Source organism: Mycobacterium triplex, assembly GCF_000689255.1.
Taxonomy (GTDB): Bacteria; Actinomycetota; Actinomycetes; order Mycobacteriales; family Mycobacteriaceae; genus Mycobacterium; species Mycobacterium triplex.
Genome location: NZ_HG964446.1, coordinates 1,689,191 through 1,708,192 on the forward strand (window position 1 = coordinate 1,689,191; position 19,002 = coordinate 1,708,192).

The window sequence follows — 19,002 nt, forward strand, 5'->3', positions numbered from 1 at the left end:
CTCAGTCGTCGATATGCGGGTCCAGGCCGCCGGGGCCGACCACGCTGCAGGTTCGCTCGGGCACGAAGAAGGAACTGGCCCCGTTGGCCACCAGATTCTTCGTGACCACGCAGCGTTGCCAGGTGCCGTCGGGCTGGATGGGGCCGTCGCACTTGCTGATGATGGGTCCGCCGTACTGGCAGCCGGCGCCGGCCGGCGGTGCAGCGGCGATCATGCCGCCGGCCATCAGCGGTGCGGCCAACCCTGCGACGATGCGGTGCTTCATGGGTTTCTCCTATGTCAAGCCGCTGCCGGTTGGCAAGGCTGGATTCGGTTGTGGTGGTCGGTGTGGAGGTGGTGGAACACGACACGGGCCAGGCGGCGTTTGAGGCAGCGCAGGGCCTCGGTGCTGGAGTCACCAGCGGCGAGCCGGCCTCGGTAGTAGGCCCGACCAAGGCCGTCGAGGCGGATTTGAGTGACCGCGATACGGTGCAGAGCGGCGTTGAGTTGACGGTTGCCCGAGCGAGTCATGCGCACGCGGCCGGCGGTATTTCCCGACCAGACCGGGATCGGGGCTACCCCGGTGTGGCGGGCGAAGGCGGCCTCGCTTTTGAAGCGGGTGACCCCGGCGGTTTCACCGATGATCTTGGCCGCGGTCAGCTCGCCACAGCCGGGCATCGCCAAAAGCGCCGGAGCGATCGCACGGACGCGCTCGCCGATACGTTTGGTCAAGGCATTGATGGCTTCGGTGAGTCGGGTGATGTCGGCCAACTCCTCGCGGGCCAGCTCACCGAGCAACCTGCGGTGCTTGCTCAGATCCAGCGACGCCGGTTTCGGTGCTCGGCCCGGATCAAGTTCGTGCACGCGCCACAACAACCGGTTGATCGTCGAAGTACGTTGCCCCACAAGGTCTTCACGGCGGTCCACCAGCAGCTTCAGCTCCCGCGACACCTCGTCGTGGGAGGCCACCGGAAGATCGGGCTCACGCAGGTAAGCTCGCGCGACGGCCAACGCATCGATCGGATCAGACTTGCCTCGGGTACGCGCCGAGGCCCGGCTCTGAGCCATCAACTTCGATGGAACTCGCACCACCTTCTGATCGGCGGATAACAGGTCGCGCTCGAGGCGGGCTGACAAGTGTCGGCAATCCTCGATCGCCCACACCAGCTCCACACCGAACTGATCGCGAGCCCACCGCACCACCTGGCGATGACCTGAAGTCGTGGCTGCAACGACCTTCTCGCCGAGCTTTCGGCCAACCTCGTCCACGGCGACGAACGTATGCGTGCGCTTGTGTACATCGGCTCCAACAACAACCATGGAGGTTGCCTCCTTCACTGTGAGGTGACGGTTGGGCCGGTCGGCGGACACATCTCAGTGGGGGCGACGCCACGCTCCTATCAAGTCACGCCGGCCGGTCCTTCACACCTGATGCCGACAAAACCCATGAACGCCAACCCGAGGGCGGCAGCGACGCTACGAGCCAGACACCAGGTGATCAGGATCCAACCACCGCTCTACGCGGCAACCTCACCCTGACACTGAGTTCGACGCTACCGCTGTGGCCGGGCCTTTACCCCAAGGCCGCCGCGGCGGCTTCTTCCGCGGGGGCGACAAGGCGGCGCGCCCAGTCCGCAAGCCCCTCGGCGTTGAATTGCGGTTGGATTCCGGCGGTTCCGGCCAGCCCGGGTGTGCTGGCCGCCGTGGCCAGCGCGGGTGACGGGATGTACGAGACGGTGCCCGCGGCGTTGGTCAGGGTCGCGCCGGAGAGCCCGGCGAATCCGATCGCGGTGTCGTTGGTGGTAATGATGCTGGTTCCCGGACCGAGCGTGACGGAGCCCGAGTTGAGGAAACCCAAGGCCCCGATCGCAAATCTGGGGGTAAGGGTGAGGCCTTCGGAACCGACGGTGACGACGCCACTCACGTTGGTGCCGGTGGCCACGTTCACCCACTGTGGGACGACTCCGGCGGTAAAGACGCTGCCGGGGTTGAGGGTGATGGTCGAACCGCTCTGGGCAGTGACTTCGAAGAAGCCGGCGACGCCGGTGGGTGCCATGGTGACCGACCCCGCGTCGACGATCATGTGCGTGTTGGTCCCGACGGAGATGATGCTCAGCGGCGGCACGTTGGCCGATGTCCCGGGCGGGATGGACGGGTCGAGTGCGGCCGGCGGGGTGTAGTCGATGCCACCGGGCCCGGTGGTGTTGGCCGCCGCCTGCTGCACCAGGGATTGGGTGCGGGCGCTGGTGAGATTGCCCGCGCTCTGGGCCATCGCGCGGGCCTGGTCGGCCTGCCCGGCCGAGTTGGTGGTCTGCGGCGGCTCGTCGAACGACTCCAGGGTGCTCACGGTGGTCGCGTCGGCGGCGTAGGTGTACATGGCGGTGGCGTCCTGGACCCACATCTCGCCGTACTGCGCCTCGGTGGCAGCGATCGCGGGAGTGTTCTGCCCGAAAAAGTTGGTCGCCACCAACGCCATCAACTGCGCCCGGTTGGCCGCGATCACCGGTGGGGGCACCGTCATCGCGAACGCCGCCTCGTAGGCCGCTGCCGCCGCATAGGCCTGTGCCGAGGTCTGGGCGGCCTGCGCGGCTGCCGCCTGCAGCCAGGCCACGTACGGCGTGGCGGCGGCGGCCATCCGCATCGACGACGGGCCGAACCATGCTTGCCCGGTTAATCCCGAGACCTCCGAAAAGTAGCCGCCCGCAGCCGATTCCAGCTGAGCGGCTAGCTCATCCCAGGCCGCCGCGGCGGCCAGCATCGGGCCCGATCCGGGCCCGGCATACATGCGTGCGGAGTTGATTTCCGGCATCAGCAACCCAAAGTCCATGGCGTCGTTGCCTTTCGGATGGATCAGTAAAACGGCACAGCAGTTGTGGTTGAACCCCCGCCAGAAGAGGTTGACCCCGTGTAGGGAGTTCTAGCACGGCAGCATTGGGGTTTGGGCGGTTTTGGGCGGGTATTTGAGTCCGTGTCGGCCCGGCAGTCAGATCAACGACGCGTCGACGGCCAGGCCGATGGCGCGCACGGTGCTGGCGAGGTGGGTCTGGACGGCCTGCTGCGCCCGCGGCAGATCGCCGTCGCGCAGTGCCTCGGCGATCGCGAGATGCTCCCGCAGGATCGTCGCGACCCGATCTTGTTGGCGCAGTGCGGATTCGCCGGTCATCCGCATCTGACGATCGCGCAGCGAGGAGTAGAAGCCGGACAGAATCGCGTTGCCCGACTCGTCCAGGGTGATCGCGTGGAAGGCTCGGTCGGCCTCGAGGAATTCGCGCCACTGGCTCGCCGCCACGGTGTCGCGCTGCCGCTGCAGCTCGGCCGACAGTCGCTCGAACACCGCGGCGCAAACGTCGGGTCCGCGCCCGATCACCTTGCGGGCGGCGTAGAGCTCCAGCACCAGCCGGGCCTCGATGACCGAGCGCACCTCGTCGGGCGAGACCGGGACGACGAGGGCCCCGCGTTGCGGGTACAGCCGCAGCAGGCCCTCGGCCTCCATGCGCAGAAAGGCCTCGCGCACCGGGGTCCGCGACATGCCCAGCGCGGAGGCGATGTCGCCCTCGCTGATCAGTTCGCCGCCGGGAAACGCGCCGGTAAGCACCTGCGTCTTGACGTACTCCAGCGCGCGGTCCTTGGCGGTCGGAGTCACGGCGCCCCCTTGTAGCTCAGTCGTATCTCAGGGTGTCAACACCGTACACGATCCCGCGATTGACACTGAGATACAAGATAGATACGATTCAAACACAAGCCAAGCCCCTAAGGAGATGCGCGATGTCCGTGAATTTGGACCCGACGATTCCGGCGCCGATGACCAACGTGGCCGAGTACGGGTTCGAGGGCCGTTTCGTCGACTGGGCCGACGACGCCCGCTACTTCGAGTACTCCAAGGCCGCCAACCCGATCGGCTCCGGATTTGCGCCGCAGGTGCCGATTACCCAGTTCGGCCCCGAGGTCTACCTGGATCAGCCGACCGGTGTGGTGCCGCTGGATCTGTCGTCGGATCTGGGCATCGCGGGCGCGGCGACCAGCCCCGCGCTGCTGGCCAACTTCGTGCGCATCCGCGCCGGCGAGCAGGTCGACACCAGTCCCAACGCCACCTCGCAGCTGTACTACGTGCTGTTCGGGCACGGCTTCGCGGCGGTCAACGGCCAGCTGGTCAAGTTCGAGAAGGGTGACTTCCTGACGTTGCCCGCCGGTTCGCGCTCGGTGTTCTACGCCGACTCCGAGGTGGCCATGTACTGGGTGCACGACGAGCCGCTGCTGCGCTACCTGGGCGCCGAGGCGCGCGAGCCCAGGTTCGCCGCGACCAAGTTCTGCCGCACCGACGCGGTGGCCAAGCTGGACGAGATCGCGTCGCGTCCCGGCGCCAACGACAAGAGCCGGGTGAGCGTGCTGCTGGCCAACGAGAACCAGGAGCAGACGCTGACCATCACCCACGTCCTCTGGGCGATGTTCGGTGTGCTGCCCCCCAATCAGGAGCAGCGCCCGCATCGGCACCAGTCGGTCGCATTGGACCTCATTCTCGACGCACCGCCGGCCGGCTGCTACTCGTTGCTGGGAACGCGACTCGACGAGCGCGGCGACATCGTCGACCCGATCCGGGTGGACTGGCAGGCCGGTGGCGCGTTCACCACTCCGCCGGGCATGTGGCACGCCCACTTCAACGAGACCGATCAGCCCGCCCACCTGATCCCCGTCCAGGACGCGGGACTGCAGACCCATCTGCGCAGTCTCGACATCAAATTCACCCAGCGCCGCGACCTCGTCGCTGGGTAAGCGGGGTAGCCGCCACGCCACGTAATGTGACGTGCCATGAAGGTGCCACTGCTGGGTCCGGTGTCGCTCACGGGATTTCAGCACGGATGGTTCTTCCTGGTGCTGCTGGCCGTGCTGCTGGTGATAGGGCTCTACGTCCTCCAGCAGTTCGCCCGGCGGCGTCGGGTGCTGCGGTTCGCCAACATGGAAGTGCTGGAACGGGTGGCGCCCACCCGGCTGTCCCGCTGGCGCCACATCCCGACGATTCTGCTGGCCGTGTCGCTGGTGCTGCTGACCACGGCGATGGCCGGGCCGACGACCGATGTGCGGATTCCGCTCAACCGCGCGGTGGTGATGTTGGTCATCGACGTCTCGGAGTCGATGGCCGCCACCGATGTGGCTCCCAACCGGCTGGCCGCCGCGCAGGAGGCCGGTAAGCAGTTCGCCGACGAGTTGACGCCGGCGATCAACCTCGGGCTGGTGGCGTTCGCGGCCAACGCCACCCTGCTGGTTTCTCCGACGACGAACCGCGGCGCCGTCAAGGCCGCGATCGACGGCCTGCAGCCGGCGCCGAAAACCGCTACGGGCGAAGGCCTTTTCACCGCGATGCAGGCCATCGCGACGGTCGGTGCGGTGATGGGTGGCGGCGACGGTCCGCCGCCGGCACGCATCGTGCTGGAGTCCGACGGCGCCGAGAACGTGCCGCTGGACCCCAATGCCCCGCAGGGCGCGTTCACCGCGGCGCGCGCGGCCAAGGCCGAGGGCGTTCAGATCTCGACGATCTCCTTCGGCACGCCCGACGGCACCGTTCTCTACCAGGGCGCGACGATCCCGGTCCCGGTCGACGACCAGACCCTGCAGGAGATCACCAAGATCACCGATGGCCAGGCGTTCCATGCCGACAGCCTGGAGTCGCTGAAACAGGTCTATTCGACGCTGCAGCGCCAGATCGGCTACGAGACCGTCAAGGGCGATGCGAGCCTGGCCTGGTTGCTGCTCGGCACGGTCGTGATGGCCGGCGCGGTGTTGGCCGGGCTGTTCCTGAACCGCAGGCTGCCCGCCTGACGGTCTAGGTGGGCAGCCGGCGGTTGATCAGCAGCGCCAACAGTGTGGCGATCAACGCGGTCAGCACGCCGAGCCGCAACCAGCCGGAACCGCCCGGCCCGGGCACGGTGCGATACCCGATCTCCTGCTGGATGGCTTCGTAGTCCTTGGTGAGCTCGTCGAGGTTGGAAGCCGTGTAGGCCTGCCCGCCGGCCAGCTGGGCGACTTTCTTCATCTGGTCCGTCGACACCGGGACGTTCACCTGCGCCCCGTCCAGGGTGATGCTGCCGCTCTTGGTGCCGAACGAGATCGTCGAGATCGGCACGCCCTGATCCTTGGCCAGCCGCGACGCGGTGTAGACGCCGTCGTGCGGATCGCTGGGGTCCGTCGGCCTGTTCTCGCCGCCGTCGGACAGCAGCACGATCCGGGCCGGCGGCGGCGTGTCCCCGCCGGTCGTGTTGCTCGCGTCGATCGCGTGCAGGGCGGTGTAGATGGCTTGGCCGGTCGCGGTGCCGTCGCCGAATTGCAGCTTGGGCAGGGCATCGATGGTGGCCTGGTGCCGCGGGGTCGGCGGGACCAGCAGATAGGGCGTTCCGGCGAACCCGACGAGTCCGAGGTTGATGCCCGGCGTGAGCTGGGCGGCGAACTTGCTGGCGGCCTGCTCGGCGGCCCGCAGCCGGTCGGGCTCGACGTCGGTCGCCCGCATCGACTGCGACATGTCGATCACGAGCATGACGACGGCGCGGTTGCGCGGGATGCGCATGTCGTGGGTCGGGGTGCCCAGCGCGATGGTCAGCAGCACCAGGCTGAGCAGCGACACGACTACCGGCAGGTGCCGCCAGATCGATTGCGGCACCTCGGCATCGGTGTAGCGGCGCAGCCGGCGCCGGCGCCGGCCCTCGACGACGACATATATCGCGAGCAAGGCCAGCGGGATCAGCCCGAACAACAGCAAGGCCGGACGCTGAAATCCGTAGAACGGCAGCGGTCCGATCACGGGAAGCGACACCCGCCAGTAAAGAGGAGACCCGAGGACCCGTCAAACGAAGGGTTGTAGCGGCCTATTCACGCCGCAGCCGCGAATCGACGAACTTCTCCAGCTCCTCCCATTCGCGCACCGCCGCCGAATACGGCGACGCGGGCTTGCTCACCGATCCGGGCTCCAGCACGTAGGCCACCAGCTTGCCCAGCGGCGTGCTCGGTTCCAGGGCCTTGTCGACGGTGCTCTCCTCGGAGTAGTCGCCGATATCGCGAAGCAGTTCGACGGCGAGGTCGAGTTGCTCGCGGTCGACCGCGTCGGGCCCGTCGGCGAAGTCGTCGGCCAGCCCGGACAGCACGTAGATGTTCTCGTCGGTGACCTGCACGGCCAGCGATCCGTCCGTCGCGGCCGTGCGGATGTCGTCGTAGGTGCTCAGATCGGACAGGTCGTGGTCGTGCTCGTCGGCCAGGTAGCGTGCCAGGCTGCGTTCGGAGGTGAACACGCTGATCCGTCCGTTGCGGCCCAGGAAGATCGGGCGGTCGTCCAGGTAGCAGCGCAGCGTGTAGAACGTGCCCGAACTCGTCAAGATGCGGACCGGGTCGATGCCCACCTGGATCCAGAAGTCCTCGTCGCTGCCCAGCACGACGGTGTCGCCGGGCGCGCGTGCCTCGTCCTCGTCTTCGTCGTCCTCGCCTTCGGCTTCGGCTTCGGTGTCCTCGTCCTCGGACTCGTCGACAGCGTCGCTGTCGACCTCGTCGTCTTCCTGGGATTCTTCTTCCTCGCGTTCTTCGGCCAGCTCTTCGGCGGCCTTTTCCGACGCCTTTTCGTCGACCTCGGGGGTGCTGATGATCTCCTCGATCGCGGACAGCACGTCGTCCCAGCTGCGGCCGATGATCTCGGCGATCGCATTCCAGCGCTTGGCGCCGGCCTTGCCGGTGAAGTGGTCGATGCCACCGGACACCGTGCCCAGGGTCGGGTTGCCGTTGAAGAACTTCGACACCGCCGGCAGCTCGCACACCGACCCGATCGACGACACGATCGCCAGGGCGCCGGCCAGCGCGGTCACCGACTCCTCGGTCGGCTTCTCGGCCACCAGCTCCTCGACGGCCACCAGGTCGAACCGCCTGGCCTCGGCGGGCTCGAAGGTGTGCGCGTGCGCCGCGGTCAGGTCTTTCCACGCCGGGTGATCGGTCAGGTCGTTCTCGGCGCCGGAACGCACGAACGCGACGAGGTCGGCAACGGCCGCGAAGACGTACAGGTCGTCCTCATTGCCCAGGAACGCCTCCCACTCGTCGCCTGAGTCGCGCCAGCGCGGTGCCCACACGGTGTAGCGGTCACCGTCGGACAGGCTCAGGCGGATGGGTACGAGGTCAGCAGCCATGCGGCACAGAATAGCGACGGCCGGCCCACCAGCCGGGTCCGGTGTCGGGCCGGTGGGCCTATCCCGCCCAGATGCTGGCGATCGCGGGGGCGTTGGCCGCGTTGCCGGTCTTGGGCAAGCCGTACATCTGCTCGATGGTGGACAGCAGGTTGTAGTGGCTCATCTGCTCGCTGTAGCTGCCGGGCTGGACGTGCGCGCCGTAAATGATCGTCGGGATCTGGTTGTTCTTGCCGCCGTCGTCCTCATCCCAGGTCACGATCAGCAGGCTGTTGTTGGCGACCGCCCAGTTGGCGTACCCGGACAGCTGCCGATTCAGCCAGGCGTCGCCCTGGGCGATCGAGCCGTCGTGCATGTTGTTGTCGTTGTTGGGAATGACGAACGACACCGTCGGCAGGCTGGCGTAGTTCCCTTGCGGAAACGCGGAGAACGGCACCGAACTCGTCGGCGGCACGTTGGTGAAATTGGCCCACGGCACATGCTTGCGCGCGTACTTGCCCGCGCTGCACACCGGCGACCCGACGCCGGGCAGGTCCTCGGAATAGCCGATGAAGGTGTAACCGGCGGCGAGCAGTTCCGAACCCAGGTTGGGTGCGTTGCCGGCGTTGATCGGGCACGAATCCTTGGTCAGGCCAAAGGTATTGCCGGCGAACATGGCCAAGTAGTTCGGTTCGCTGGGATGCGTTTCGGCGAACGACTGCACCATGTTGGCGCCATGGGAGGCAAGGGCGTTGATGAAGGGGTTCTGCGGGCTGCCGATGATATGAGGTTCAGAACGGTTCTCTTCCACCACAATTACGATGTGCGCGGGCCGGGGAAGCGCGGCCGCGGCGGTCACGCGGGGGGCCAGCGGGGTGGCGGCCAACCACGTCAGCACAGCCGCCGCGACCACGATGAGCGGACGTCGAATCTCGCGAAACACCCGGGGAGCATACGAGCCGACACGCGTGAGCGACGGCAGGCGCGCATGGGTGTCAGCCGCACTTTAGCCAACCGAGGTCGGATCGTTATATACCCTCGGACGCATGGAAGTGCGCGTGATCGACCACCCGTTGGCCGCCACCCGGCTGACGGTGCTGCGCGACGAGCGCACCGATGCCGCCGGCTTTCGGGCCGCGTTGCGGGAGCTGACGCTGATGCTGGTCTACGAGGCCACCCGGGACGCGGCCACCACGCCGGTCAGGATCCGCACACCGCTGGCCGACACGCTCGGAAAGCGATTGACCAAGCCGCCGCTGCTGGTTCCGGTGTTGCGGGCCGGGCTCGGGATGGTCGACGAGGCGCATGCCGCGATCCCCGAGGCCGAGGTCGGCTTCGTCGGGGTGGCCCGCGACGAGCAGACGCATCTGCCCTTCCCGTACATGGAGTCGTTGCCGGCCAAACTCAAACACCGGCCGGTCATGGTGCTCGATCCGATGCTGGCCACCGGCGGGTCGATGCGCTACACCATCGAACTGCTGCAGCGTCGCGGTGCGACGGATATCACCTTGCTCTGCGTGGTGACCGCACCGGAAGGCCTTGCGGCCGTTGAGGAAATCGCGCCGGACGCGCGAGTGTTCACCGCGGCGGTCGACAAGGGCCTCAACAAGTCGGCGTATATCGTGCCCGGGCTCGGCGATGCCGGTGACCGTCAGTTCGGGCCGCGCATCTTCACCAGCGTTCCACCGAAGCAACCAACTGCGCGCGCAGCGCGGCGGCGTAAGTCCGAGAAGAAGTTGGGTCGTCGGCAGCGGCGCAGCCAATCTCCAAGTAGCACTTGAGCTTCGGCTCGGTCCCGGACGGCCGCACCACCACCCTGATCGACGTGTCGTCGTCGCCGGCGGTGAAGATCAGCGCGTCGCCGATATCGGTGAGTTTCGCGGCGAACCCGGCCAGTCGGCTCGGTGGGGCGGAGCGCAGCCGGGCCATCAGTTCGGCGGCCGCGCCGGCGTCGGCGACCCGACGCGACACCGCCGCAACTTCGTGCACGCCGTATCGCCGGGTGAGTTCGTCGAGTACGTCGGGAATCGAACGGCCCTGCTGTTTCACCGCGGCCACCATGTCGCAGACCAGGACCGCGGCGCTGATTCCGTCCTTGTCGCGCACCGCGGCCGGGTCGACGCAGTGGCCGATCGCTTCTTCGTAGGCGTAGACCAGGCGGCCGGCGGACACCTTCGCATCGGCGCGCGCCAGCCATTTAAATCCGGTGAGCGTCTCGACGTGGATCGCGCCGTAGTGGGCGGCGATCTGCGCGAGCATCCGGGAGGACACGATGGTGCTGGCCACCACGGCCTGGTCCGGTTGTCGTTCGTGGGACAGAATGTAATCGCCTAGCAGCCAACCGGTTTCGTCGCCGGACAGCATTCGCCACCCCGTAGCCGTCGGGATGCCCACCGCGCAACGGTCCGCGTCGGGATCCAGCGCGATCGCGACGTCGGCCTCGATCTCGGCGGCCAGGGCGAGCAGCGCGTCGGCGGCGCCGGGTTCCTCGGGGTTCGGGAACGCGACGGTGGGGAAGTCGGGATCCGGCGCGTACTGGGCGCCGACGGTGTGTACCCGATCGAAGCCGGCGCGGTGCAGCGTCTGGACGGCCACCGCGCCGCCGACGCCATGCAGTGGGGTCAGCGCCACTCGCACCGAGCCGGTGCCACGCCGCACCGCGCCCGCGCGTTCGATGTAGCGCGCGACCAGGTCGGTGTCCGCGGGCGTGACGGGCGTGCGGTTGATCTGGTCGGCGGGAGGCGCTGTGGCCATTGCGGTTTCGATCTCGGTGTCGGTCGGGGAGATGATCTGGATGCCGCCGTCGAAGTACACCTTGTAGCCGTTGTCGGCCGGCGGATTGTGCGAGGCGGTGATCTGGATTCCGGCGGCGGCACCGGTGTGTCGCACCGCGTAGGCGACCACCGGTGTCGGCACCGGACCCGCCAGCAGCAACACCGAAAAACCCTTGGCAGCAAGCACTTCCGCGGTCACCGTGGCGAATACCGCCGAACCGTGCCGAGCGTCGCGGCCGACGATCACCTGCGAGCCGGCCCGGCCGCGGTCCGTAAGCACCTGTGCCACAGCCCAAGTCGCACGCGACACCACCGCGACGTTCATGGCGTCCGGGCCGCCGCGCACCGGGCCCCGCAACCCCGCGGTGCCGAACTTCAGGGGGCGGGAGAAACGGGCGCGAAGTTCCTCCGGTGAGCATGCGGCAAGCTCGGCGGCAGTCGTCGGATCGGGGTCGTGTGCGATCCAGTCCTGGTGTGTCACAACTAGATCCGGGTGATGATCGAGGCGAGCAGCGCGCCGATCCGGGCCGCCGACGCGGCCCCGGCGGCCATCACGTCGGCATGGCTCAGCGGAGCGCCACTGATACCGGCCGCCAGGTTGGTCACCAGCGAAATGCCCAGCACCTCGGCGCCGGCCGCGCGGGCCGCGATCGTTTCGTGCACGGTCGACATGCCGACCAGGTCGGCGCCCAGAGTCCGCAGCATCCGGATTTCGGCCGGCGTCTCGTAGTGCGGGCCGGGCAGGCCGGCGTAGACGCCTTCGGTCAGGTCCGGATCGGCCCCGCGGGCCAGCTCGCGCAGCCGCAGAGCGTAGGCATCGGTGAGATCGACGAACTCGGCGCCGACCAACGGCGAGCGCGCGGTCAGGTTCAGGTGATCGCTGATCAGCACGGGCTGGCCCACCCGCATCTCGGTGCGCAATCCGCCCGCCGCGTTGGTCAGCACCACGATGTCGGCCCCGGCCGCACAGGCCGCTCGTACCGGGTGCACGACGTGGCTCAGGTCGTGGCCCTCGTAGGCGTGCACCCGCCCGGCCAGCACCAGCACCCGGTGTTCACCGATGCGCACCGACAACAGCTCACCGGGATGACCGGCCGCGCGCGGCGGTGCGAACCCGGGAATCTCGGCCTGGGGCAGCACGACGTCGGCGGAGCCCAGCTCCGCGATCGCCGGCGACCATCCCGAGCCGAGCACGATGGCGATGTCGTGGGTGTCAACGCCGGTTTGCTCGCGGATGGAATTTGCCGCGCGTTGTGCGAGTTGAGAATTCTCGGATGCAACGTCGGTCACACTTCACGAGCTTAGCTGCGCTATATATGTCAGGATTTCCCGCATGAGTTTTGGTAGGTGGCCGGTTACTGGCCTGGTCATTGCAATCGCCGTTTCGTTGGCAGGCGGTCCCGCGCCGACGGCACGAGCCGACTGCCCGGACGTCCAGCTGATTTTCGCCCGCGGTACCAACGAGCCGCCCGGCCTGGGCGCCGTCGGCGATGCGCTGTTCGCCGCGCTGCAGCCCGCCCTGGGCGGACGCAACCTCGACAACTACGCGGTGAACTACCCGGCCAGCTACAACTTCCTGCAGACCGGTGACGGCGCCAACGACGCTCGCGATCACATCGCGGCGATGGTCGACCAGTGCCCGGCCACCCACCTGATCCTGGGCGGCTTCTCGCAGGGCGCGGCCGCGGTCTCGATGCTGGCCGGGGTGCCCCCGCTGGGCAACACCATCGGCCAGTTCGGGTCGGCTCCGGCGCTGGACCCGGCCCTGGCCAGCAAGGTCAGGGCGGTCGCCGTGTTCGGCAATCCCGGCAACCGGTTCAACACCCCGCTGTCGACGGCCGGGCAGTTCGCCGGCCGTGCCATCGACGAGTGCAGCGCCGGCGATCCGGTCTGCGTCGTCGGCGGGCGCGACCGGGACGCGCACCACGACTATTCGGTCCCGCCCTACCCCGGCCAGGCGGCCAGCTTCATCGCCGGACGGGTGTAGCCGCCGTCGGTTCGGTCGGCCGCGGCTGCGGTCGGTGAGATACTGCGAGGATGCCCACACACACCGCATTGGACCGCGTCGAGGACGCGGTGCGGCGTCGTGGCGCCGATCTCGTCGAACTGTCGCACGCAATCCACGCCGAGCCCGAGCTGGCCTTCGCCGAGCATCGGAGCTGCGCCAAAACGCAGGCACTGGTGGCCGAGCGCGGCTTCGAGGTCACCGCGGCCGCCGGCGGTCTGGACACCGCCTTTCGGGCGGATTTCGGCAGCGGAGGCCTGGTAGTCGGGGTCTGCGCGGAGTACGACGCGCTGCCCGAGATCGGACACGCCTGTGGCCACAACATCATTGCGGCGTCGGCGGTCGGAACCGCGCTGGCGCTGGCCGAGGTGGCCGACGAGCTGGGCCTGACCGTCGCCCTGGTCGGCACGCCCGCCGAGGAGGCCGGCGGCGGTAAGGCGCTGCTGCTTCAGGCCGGGACGTTCGACGACGTCGCGGCGGCGGTGATGCTGCACCCGGGGCCGACCGATATCGCGGCCGCGCGCTCGCTGGCGCTGTCCGAGGTGACCGTCGACTACCGTGGCAAGGAATCGCATGCCGCCGTCGCCCCGCATCTGGGCGTCAACGCCGCCGACGCCATCACCGTCGCGCAGGTCGCCATCGGCGTGCTGCGGCAGCAACTGGCGCCGGGGCAGTTGGTCCACGGGATCGTCACCAACGGCGGGCAGGCGGTCAACGTCATCCCCGGCCACGCCGCATTGCAGTACGCGATGCGCGCCGTCGAGCTGGATTCGCTGCGAGAACTGGAGGGCAGGATGTTTGCGTGCTTCGCCGCGGGCGCCCTGGCCACCGGGTGCGAATACGAAATCGACACGCCGTCACCGGCATACGCCGAGCTGCGGCCCGACCGGTGGCTGGCCGAGATTTGCCGGGAAGAGATGCGCCGGCTGGGACGCGAACCGGTGGCGCCCGAGTTCGAGACGGCGCTGCCGATGGGCAGCACCGACATGGGCAACGTGACGCAGGTGCTGCCGGGCATCCACCCGGTGATCGGTGTCGACGCCGGGGGCGCGACGGTGCATCAGCGCGCATTCGCGACCGCCGCCGCCGGCCCGAGCGCCGACCGCGCGGTGGTCGAGGGCGCGGTGATGCTGGCGCGCACGGTCGTGCACCTCGCCCAGGACGGCGCCGAACGCGACCGGGTCATCGCCGGGGTGGAACGCCGGGCGGCCACATGAGCCTGGTCGACACCGCCGAATCCTGGCTGGCCGCCCACTACGACGACCTGGTCGAGTGGCGCCGGCACATCCACCGCTATCCGGAGCTGGGCCGGCAGGAGTACGCCACCACGCAGTTCGTCGCCGAGCGGTTGGCCGACGCGGGGCTGAACCCCAAGGTGCTGCCCGGCGGTACCGGGCTGACGTGTGATTTCGGCCCCGACCACGAGCCCCGCATCGCGCTGCGCGCGGACATGGACGCGCTGCCGATGGCCGAGCGCACCGACGCGCCGTATGCCTCGACGATGCCGAATGTCGCGCACGCCTGCGGGCACGACGCGCACACCGCGATCCTGCTGGGCACCGCGCAGGCGCTGGCCTCGGTGCCCGAGCTGCCGGTCGGGGTGCGGCTGATCTTTCAGGCCGCCGAGGAGCTGATGCCCGGCGGCGCGATCGACGCCATCGCGGCCGGAGCGCTGAACGGGGTGTCCCGGATCTTCGCGCTGCATTGCGATCCCCGGCTCGAGGTCGGCAAGGTCGCGGTCCGGCAAGGCCCGATCACCTCGGCGGCCGACCACATCCACATCACGCTGTATTCGCCGGGCGGACACACCTCGCGGCCACACCTGACCGCCGACCTGGTGTACGGCCTCGGCACGCTGATCACCGGGGTGCCCGGCGTCCTGTCGCGGCGCCTGGACCCGCGCAACGGCACCGTCCTGGTCTGGGGCGCCGTCAACGCCGGGGTGGCCGCCAACGCCATTCCGCAGAACGGTCAGCTGTCGGGCACCGTGCGCACCGCCAGCCGACACACCTGGCTCGAGCTCGAGGACGTCATCCGTCAGGCGGTGGATTCGCTGCTGGTGCCGCTGGGCATCGAACACACGATGCAATACCGGCGGGGGGTGCCCCCGGTGGTCAACGAGGAGGTTTCGACCCGCATCCTCACCCACGCGATCGAGGGGGTCGGCCCCGAGGCGCTGGCCGACACCCGGCAGTCCGGCGGCGGCGAGGATTTCTCCTGGTATCTCGAGGAGATTCCCGGCGCGATGGCGCGACTGGGCGTGTGGTCGGGCGAGGGTCCGCAGCTGGACCTGCACCAGCCGAATTTCGATCTCGACGAACGCGCCCTGGGGATCGGACTGCGGGTGATGGTCAACATCATCGAGCAGTCGGCCATCTTCTCCTAAAGCCTTAAGCAGAGGTTCCCGGGCCGATGTTGCGGGCCGGCCGGGTCCGCAGGTCGTGAACGTATTCCATTGGTGCGCCCGCGATTTCGGCGGCATCGGCCATCACGCCGAGGTACCGCGCGGACGGCAGCCCGCCCTCCCAGGCGTCGAGCACGTACAGCCACGCCAGCACCGGATCGGTGTCGGTGTCCGACGACGTGCGCTCGACGCGGCACCGGATCTTCTTGTGGATGCCGAACTCGGAGCCCTCCCAGTGATCCAGGCTCATCTCGTCGGCCGGCGTCATGTCGTAGAGCACGACGAACACCTTGGAGTCGGGATCCTCGACGATGCTGGCCAGGGCGCCCTCCCAGCCGATGTCCTCGCCGCCGAAGGTCAGCCGCCACCCGTGCAGCCAGCCCGTTCCGGCCATCGGGGAATGGGGTGCCCGCTTCTGCATCTGTTCGGGATGCATGTTCGATCCGTAGGCGGCGTAGAGCGGCACGGATGAAAGCTTAAACAACGGGCGCTCACGCGGTATTCATCCGGCGGTTCGGAAGGTCCTTGGATAGGTTGGGGCTGTGGTGACCCGCATCGTGATCCTCGGTGGAGGCCCGGCCGGTTACGAAGCCGCGCTGGTGGCCGCCACCTCACACCCAGATACCACCGACGTCACCGTCATCGACTCGGAAGGCATCGGCGGGGCGGCCGTGCTGGACGACTGCGTGCCGTCCAAGACGTTCATCGCCTCGACCTGGCTGCGCACCGAGCTGCGCCGGGCGCCCCGGCTGGGCTTCGACATCGACATCGACGACGCCAAGATCTCGCTGCCGCAGGTCCACCAGCGGGTCCGGGCGCTGGCCGCCGAGCAGTCGGCCGACATCACCGCCGACCTGCTCAGCAAGGGCGTGCGGGTGGTCGGCGGCCGCGGCGAGCTGATCGACCCCGAACCCGGGCTGGCCCGGCACCGCATCAAGGCGACCCATTCCGACGGCTCGACCAGCGAGTACGAGGCCGACGTCGTGCTGATCGCCACCGGCGCGAGCCCGCGCGTGCTGCCGTCGGCCCAACCCGACGGCGAGCGCATCCTGACCTGGCGCCAGCTCTACGACCTGGAGGCGCTGCCCGAGCACCTGATCGTGGTGGGCTCCGGGGTCACCGGCGCCGAGTTCGTGCACGCCTACACCGAACTCGGCGTCCCGGTCACCGTGGCGGCCAGCCGGGACCGGGTGCTGCCCTACGAGGACGCCGACGCCGCGCTGGTGCTGGAGGAGGCGTTCGCCGAACGCGGTGTCGAGCTGATCAAGAACGCCCGAGCGGAATCCGTCGTTCGCACCGAGACCGGGGTGCTCGTCACCATGACCGACGGCCGCACCGTCGAGGGCAGCCACGCCCTGATGACGATCGGGTCGGTGCCCAACACCAGCGGCCTCGGCCTGGAACGCGTCGGCATCGAGCTGGGCCGGGGCGATTACCTGAAGGTGGACCGCGTGTCGCGGACGTCCGTGCCCGGCATCTATGCCGCCGGTGACTGCACCGGCCTGCTGCTGCTGGCCTCGGTCGCGGCGATGCAGGGCCGCATCGCGATGTATCACGCGCTGGGCGAGGGCGTCAGCCCGATCCGGTTGCGCACCGTCGCCTCGACGGTGTTCACCCGGCCCGAGATCGCCGCGGTCGGCGTGCCGCAATCGGTGATCGACGACGGCTCGGTGCCGGCCCGCACGATCATGCTGCCACTGCGCACCAATGCCCGAGCCAAGATGTCCGGCCTGCAGCAGGGCTTCGTCAAACTGTTCTGCCGGCAGGCCACCGGCGTGGTCATCGGCGGCGTGGTGGTGGCGCCGATCGCCTCCGAGCTGATCCTGCCGATCGCGGTGGCCGTGCAGAACCGCATCACCGTCACCGAGCTGGCGCAGACGCTGGCCGTCTACCCGTCGCTGTCCGGGTCGATCACCGAGGCCGCGCGCCGGCTGATGGCACACGACGATCTGGACTAGCGTTTTCCAGGTGAGGAGTCCGTTCCCGTGAGTGACCTGTTGTCCATGCTGGGGCCGCCGCAACGAGCGGAAGCCTGGCAGCGACTCGGCACCGAGCAGTTCGACGTCGTCGTGATCGGCGGCGGGGTGGTGGGCTCCGGCTGCGCGCTGGATGCCGCCACCCGCGGGCTCAAGGTCGCGCTGGTCGAGGCCCGCGACCTGGCCTCGGGGACCTCGAGCCGGTCGTCGAAGATGTTCCACGGCGGGCTGCGCTACCTCGAGCAGCTGGAGTTCGGTCTGGTGCGCGAGGCCCTCTACGAGCGCGAGCTGTCGCTGACCACGCTGGCGCCGCATCTGGTCAAGCCGCTGCCGTTCTTGTTCCCGTTGACCCATCGGTGGTGGGAGCGGCCCTACATCGCGGCGGGCATCTTCCTCTACGACAGCCTGGGCGGCGCGAAATCCGTTCCCGCGCAAAAGCATTTGACACGCGCCGGGGCGCTGCGGCTGAGTCCCGGGTTGAAACGGTCGTCCTTGATCGGCGGGATCCGCTACTACGACACCGTCGTCGACGACGCCCGGCACACGATGACCGTCGCGCGCACCGCCGCGCATTACGGCGCCGTCGTGCGCTGCTCGACCCAGGCGGTGGCGTTGCTGCGCGAGGGTGATCGGGTGATCGGGGTGCGAGTGCGCGACTCCGAAGACGGCTCGGTGACCGAGGTGCGCGGGCACGTCGTGGTCAACGCGACCGGGGTGTGGACCGACGAGATCCAGGCGCTGTCCAAGCAGCGCGGGCGATTTCAGGTCCGCGCCTCCAAGGGCGTGCACGTGGTGGTGCCGCGGGACCGGATCGTCAGCGATGCCGCGATCATCCTGCGCACCGAGAAGTCGGTGATGTTCATCATCCCGTGGGGCAGCCACTGGATCATCGGAACCACCGACACCGACTGGAATCTCGACCTGGCGCACCCGGCGGCCACCAAGGCCGACATCGACTACATCCTGTCCACCGTGAACACCGTGCTGGCCACCCCGCTGTCGCACGCCGACATCGACGGCGTGTACGCGGGGCTGCGGCCGCTGCTGGCCGGGGAGAGCGAGGAGACTTCCAAGCTGTCGCGGGAGCACGCCGTCGCGGTGCCCGCGCCCGGCCTGGTCGCGATCGCCGGCGGCAAGTACACCACCTACCGGGTGATGGCCGCCGACGCGATCGATGCTGCGTCGCAATTCATTCCGGCCCGGGTGGCGCCGTCGATCACCGAGAAGGTGAGCCTGCTGGGCGCCGACGGGTATTTCGCCCTGATCAATCAGGTCGAGCACGTCGGGGAGCTGGTGGGCCTGCACCCGTACCGGGTGCGCCATCTGCTGGACCGGTACGGCTCGCTGATGGACGACGTGCTGGCGCTGGCCGCCGACCGTCCCGAACTGCTGAGCCCGATCACCGACGCGCCGGGCTACCTGTTGGTGGAGGCGCTGTATGCCGTCGTCGCCGAGGGTGCCCTGCATCTCGAGGACATCCTGGCCCGGCGGATGCGGGTCTCGATCGAATACCCGCACCGCGGCGTCGACTGCGCGCGTGAGGTCGCCGAGCTGGTCGCCCCCGCGCTGGGGTGGAGCGGCTCCGACGTCAATCGCGAGGTCGCCAACTACACCGCGCGGGTGGAGGCCGAGATCCTGTCGCAGGCGCAGCCCGACGACGTGTCGGCCGACGAGCTGCGGGCCAGCGCGCCCGAAGCGCGCGCCGAGATCCTCGAGCCGGTGCCCCTCAATTGAG

Annotated in this window: 18 protein-coding genes; 8 read left to right on the top strand and 10 right to left on the bottom strand. The window is 68.8% G+C overall.

Annotation, left to right across the window (positions count from 1 at the left end):
* Position 1: 1 nt before the first annotated feature.
* The 4 genes from BN973_RS07905 to BN973_RS07920 all read right to left on the bottom strand — a co-directional run bounded on the left by BN973_RS07905 (position 2) and on the right by BN973_RS07920 (position 3,622).
* The gene (locus tag BN973_RS07905) at positions 2-265 is read right to left on the bottom strand and encodes a CDGP domain-containing protein (protein ID WP_036467128.1); all 264 of its coding nucleotides are present in this window, start codon (positions 263-265) and stop codon (positions 2-4) included.
* A 14-nt stretch (positions 266-279) separates the two neighbouring features.
* The gene (locus tag BN973_RS07910) at positions 280-1,317 is read right to left on the bottom strand and encodes an IS110 family RNA-guided transposase (RefSeq protein ID WP_198048904.1); all 1,038 of its coding nucleotides are present in this window, start codon (positions 1,315-1,317) and stop codon (positions 280-282) included.
* Between the two features lie 235 nt (positions 1,318-1,552).
* Positions 1,553-2,806, bottom strand: coding sequence for a PPE family protein (locus BN973_RS31995; RefSeq protein WP_051641168.1), 1,254 nt, complete (start codon positions 2,804-2,806; stop codon positions 1,553-1,555).
* Positions 2,807-2,962: 156 nt separating this feature from the next.
* Positions 2,963-3,622, bottom strand: coding sequence for a GntR family transcriptional regulator (locus BN973_RS07920; RefSeq protein WP_036467130.1), 660 nt, complete (start codon positions 3,620-3,622; stop codon positions 2,963-2,965).
* 122 nt (positions 3,623-3,744) lie between these two features.
* On the opposite strand from BN973_RS07920, the gene BN973_RS07925 reads away from it, so the two are divergent.
* A complete protein-coding gene (locus tag BN973_RS07925; protein ID WP_036467132.1) occupies positions 3,745-4,749 on the top strand; it encodes a cupin in 1,005 nt (334 codons plus the stop codon).
* Positions 4,750-4,785: 36 nt separating this feature from the next.
* A complete protein-coding gene (locus BN973_RS07930) occupies positions 4,786-5,793 on the top strand; it encodes a VWA domain-containing protein (protein WP_036467135.1) in 1,008 nt (335 codons plus the stop codon).
* Between the two features lie 4 nt (positions 5,794-5,797).
* On the opposite strand, the gene BN973_RS07935 is transcribed toward BN973_RS07930, so the two are convergent.
* The 3 genes from BN973_RS07935 to BN973_RS07945 are packed head-to-tail and all read right to left on the bottom strand — an operon-like array spanning position 5,798 to position 9,021.
* A complete protein-coding gene (locus BN973_RS07935; protein WP_036467138.1) occupies positions 5,798-6,781 on the bottom strand; it encodes a VWA domain-containing protein in 984 nt (327 codons plus the stop codon).
* Between the two features lie 52 nt (positions 6,782-6,833).
* Positions 6,834-8,132: a protein export chaperone SatS gene (gene satS, locus BN973_RS07940; RefSeq protein WP_036467141.1), complete on the bottom strand. Its 1,299-nt coding sequence runs from the start codon at positions 8,130-8,132 to the stop codon at positions 6,834-6,836.
* A 58-nt stretch (positions 8,133-8,190) separates the two neighbouring features.
* Positions 8,191-9,021 (bottom strand): alkaline phosphatase family protein, encoded by an 831-nt coding sequence (locus tag BN973_RS07945; protein ID WP_036472156.1) that lies wholly within the window; start codon positions 9,019-9,021, stop codon positions 8,191-8,193.
* Positions 9,022-9,154: 133 nt separating this feature from the next.
* Between BN973_RS07945 and upp the strand changes: the two genes are divergently transcribed.
* On the top strand, positions 9,155-9,889 hold the full coding sequence (gene upp, locus BN973_RS30370; RefSeq protein WP_084163328.1) for a uracil phosphoribosyltransferase: 735 nt from the start codon (positions 9,155-9,157) through the stop codon (positions 9,887-9,889).
* On the opposite strand, the gene BN973_RS07955 is transcribed toward upp, so the two are convergent.
* Both BN973_RS07955 and BN973_RS07960 read right to left on the bottom strand, forming a co-directional pair.
* Positions 9,780-11,363, bottom strand: a complete 1,584-nt coding sequence (locus BN973_RS07955) for a phospho-sugar mutase (RefSeq protein ID WP_036467146.1) — start codon at positions 11,361-11,363, stop codon at positions 9,780-9,782. The two genes, upp and BN973_RS07955, sit on opposite strands and share 110 nt — an antisense overlap.
* A gap of 2 nt (positions 11,364-11,365) precedes the next feature.
* Positions 11,366-12,172, bottom strand: coding sequence for a purine-nucleoside phosphorylase (locus BN973_RS07960; RefSeq protein ID WP_036467147.1), 807 nt, complete (start codon positions 12,170-12,172; stop codon positions 11,366-11,368).
* A 43-nt stretch (positions 12,173-12,215) separates the two neighbouring features.
* Between BN973_RS07960 and BN973_RS07965 the strand changes: the two genes are divergently transcribed.
* Genes BN973_RS07965 through BN973_RS07975 form a run of 3 tightly spaced genes read left to right on the top strand, consistent with a single transcriptional unit; the run spans position 12,216 to position 15,273 of the window.
* Entirely contained in the window at positions 12,216-12,869 is a 654-nt protein-coding gene (locus tag BN973_RS07965) for a cutinase family protein (RefSeq protein WP_036467149.1), read from the top strand.
* Between the two features lie 50 nt (positions 12,870-12,919).
* Positions 12,920-14,104, top strand: a complete 1,185-nt coding sequence (locus BN973_RS07970) for a M20 family metallopeptidase (protein WP_036467150.1) — start codon at positions 12,920-12,922, stop codon at positions 14,102-14,104.
* Complete coding sequence (locus BN973_RS07975; protein WP_036467152.1) at positions 14,101-15,273, top strand: amidohydrolase; 1,173 nt, start codon at positions 14,101-14,103, stop codon at positions 15,271-15,273. Before BN973_RS07970 ends, BN973_RS07975 begins: the two co-directional genes overlap by 4 nt.
* 4 nt (positions 15,274-15,277) lie before the next feature.
* Here the strand turns inward: BN973_RS07975 and BN973_RS07980 are convergent, their stop codons facing one another.
* On the bottom strand, positions 15,278-15,757 hold the full coding sequence (locus BN973_RS07980; protein WP_036467154.1) for a gamma-glutamylcyclotransferase: 480 nt from the start codon (positions 15,755-15,757) through the stop codon (positions 15,278-15,280).
* A 76-nt stretch (positions 15,758-15,833) separates the two neighbouring features.
* Here BN973_RS07980 and BN973_RS07985 point away from each other — a divergent pair, with 76 nt between their 5' ends.
* Positions 15,834-17,249 carry an NAD(P)H-quinone dehydrogenase gene (locus BN973_RS07985; RefSeq protein ID WP_036467155.1) on the top strand — a complete coding sequence of 472 codons (1,416 nt, stop codon included), beginning with the start codon at positions 15,834-15,836 and terminating at the stop codon, positions 17,247-17,249.
* Between the two features lie 45 nt (positions 17,250-17,294).
* On the top strand, positions 17,295-19,001 hold the full coding sequence (locus BN973_RS07990) for a glycerol-3-phosphate dehydrogenase/oxidase (RefSeq protein WP_051641550.1): 1,707 nt from the start codon (positions 17,295-17,297) through the stop codon (positions 18,999-19,001).
* Position 19,002: the final 1 nt, after the last annotated feature.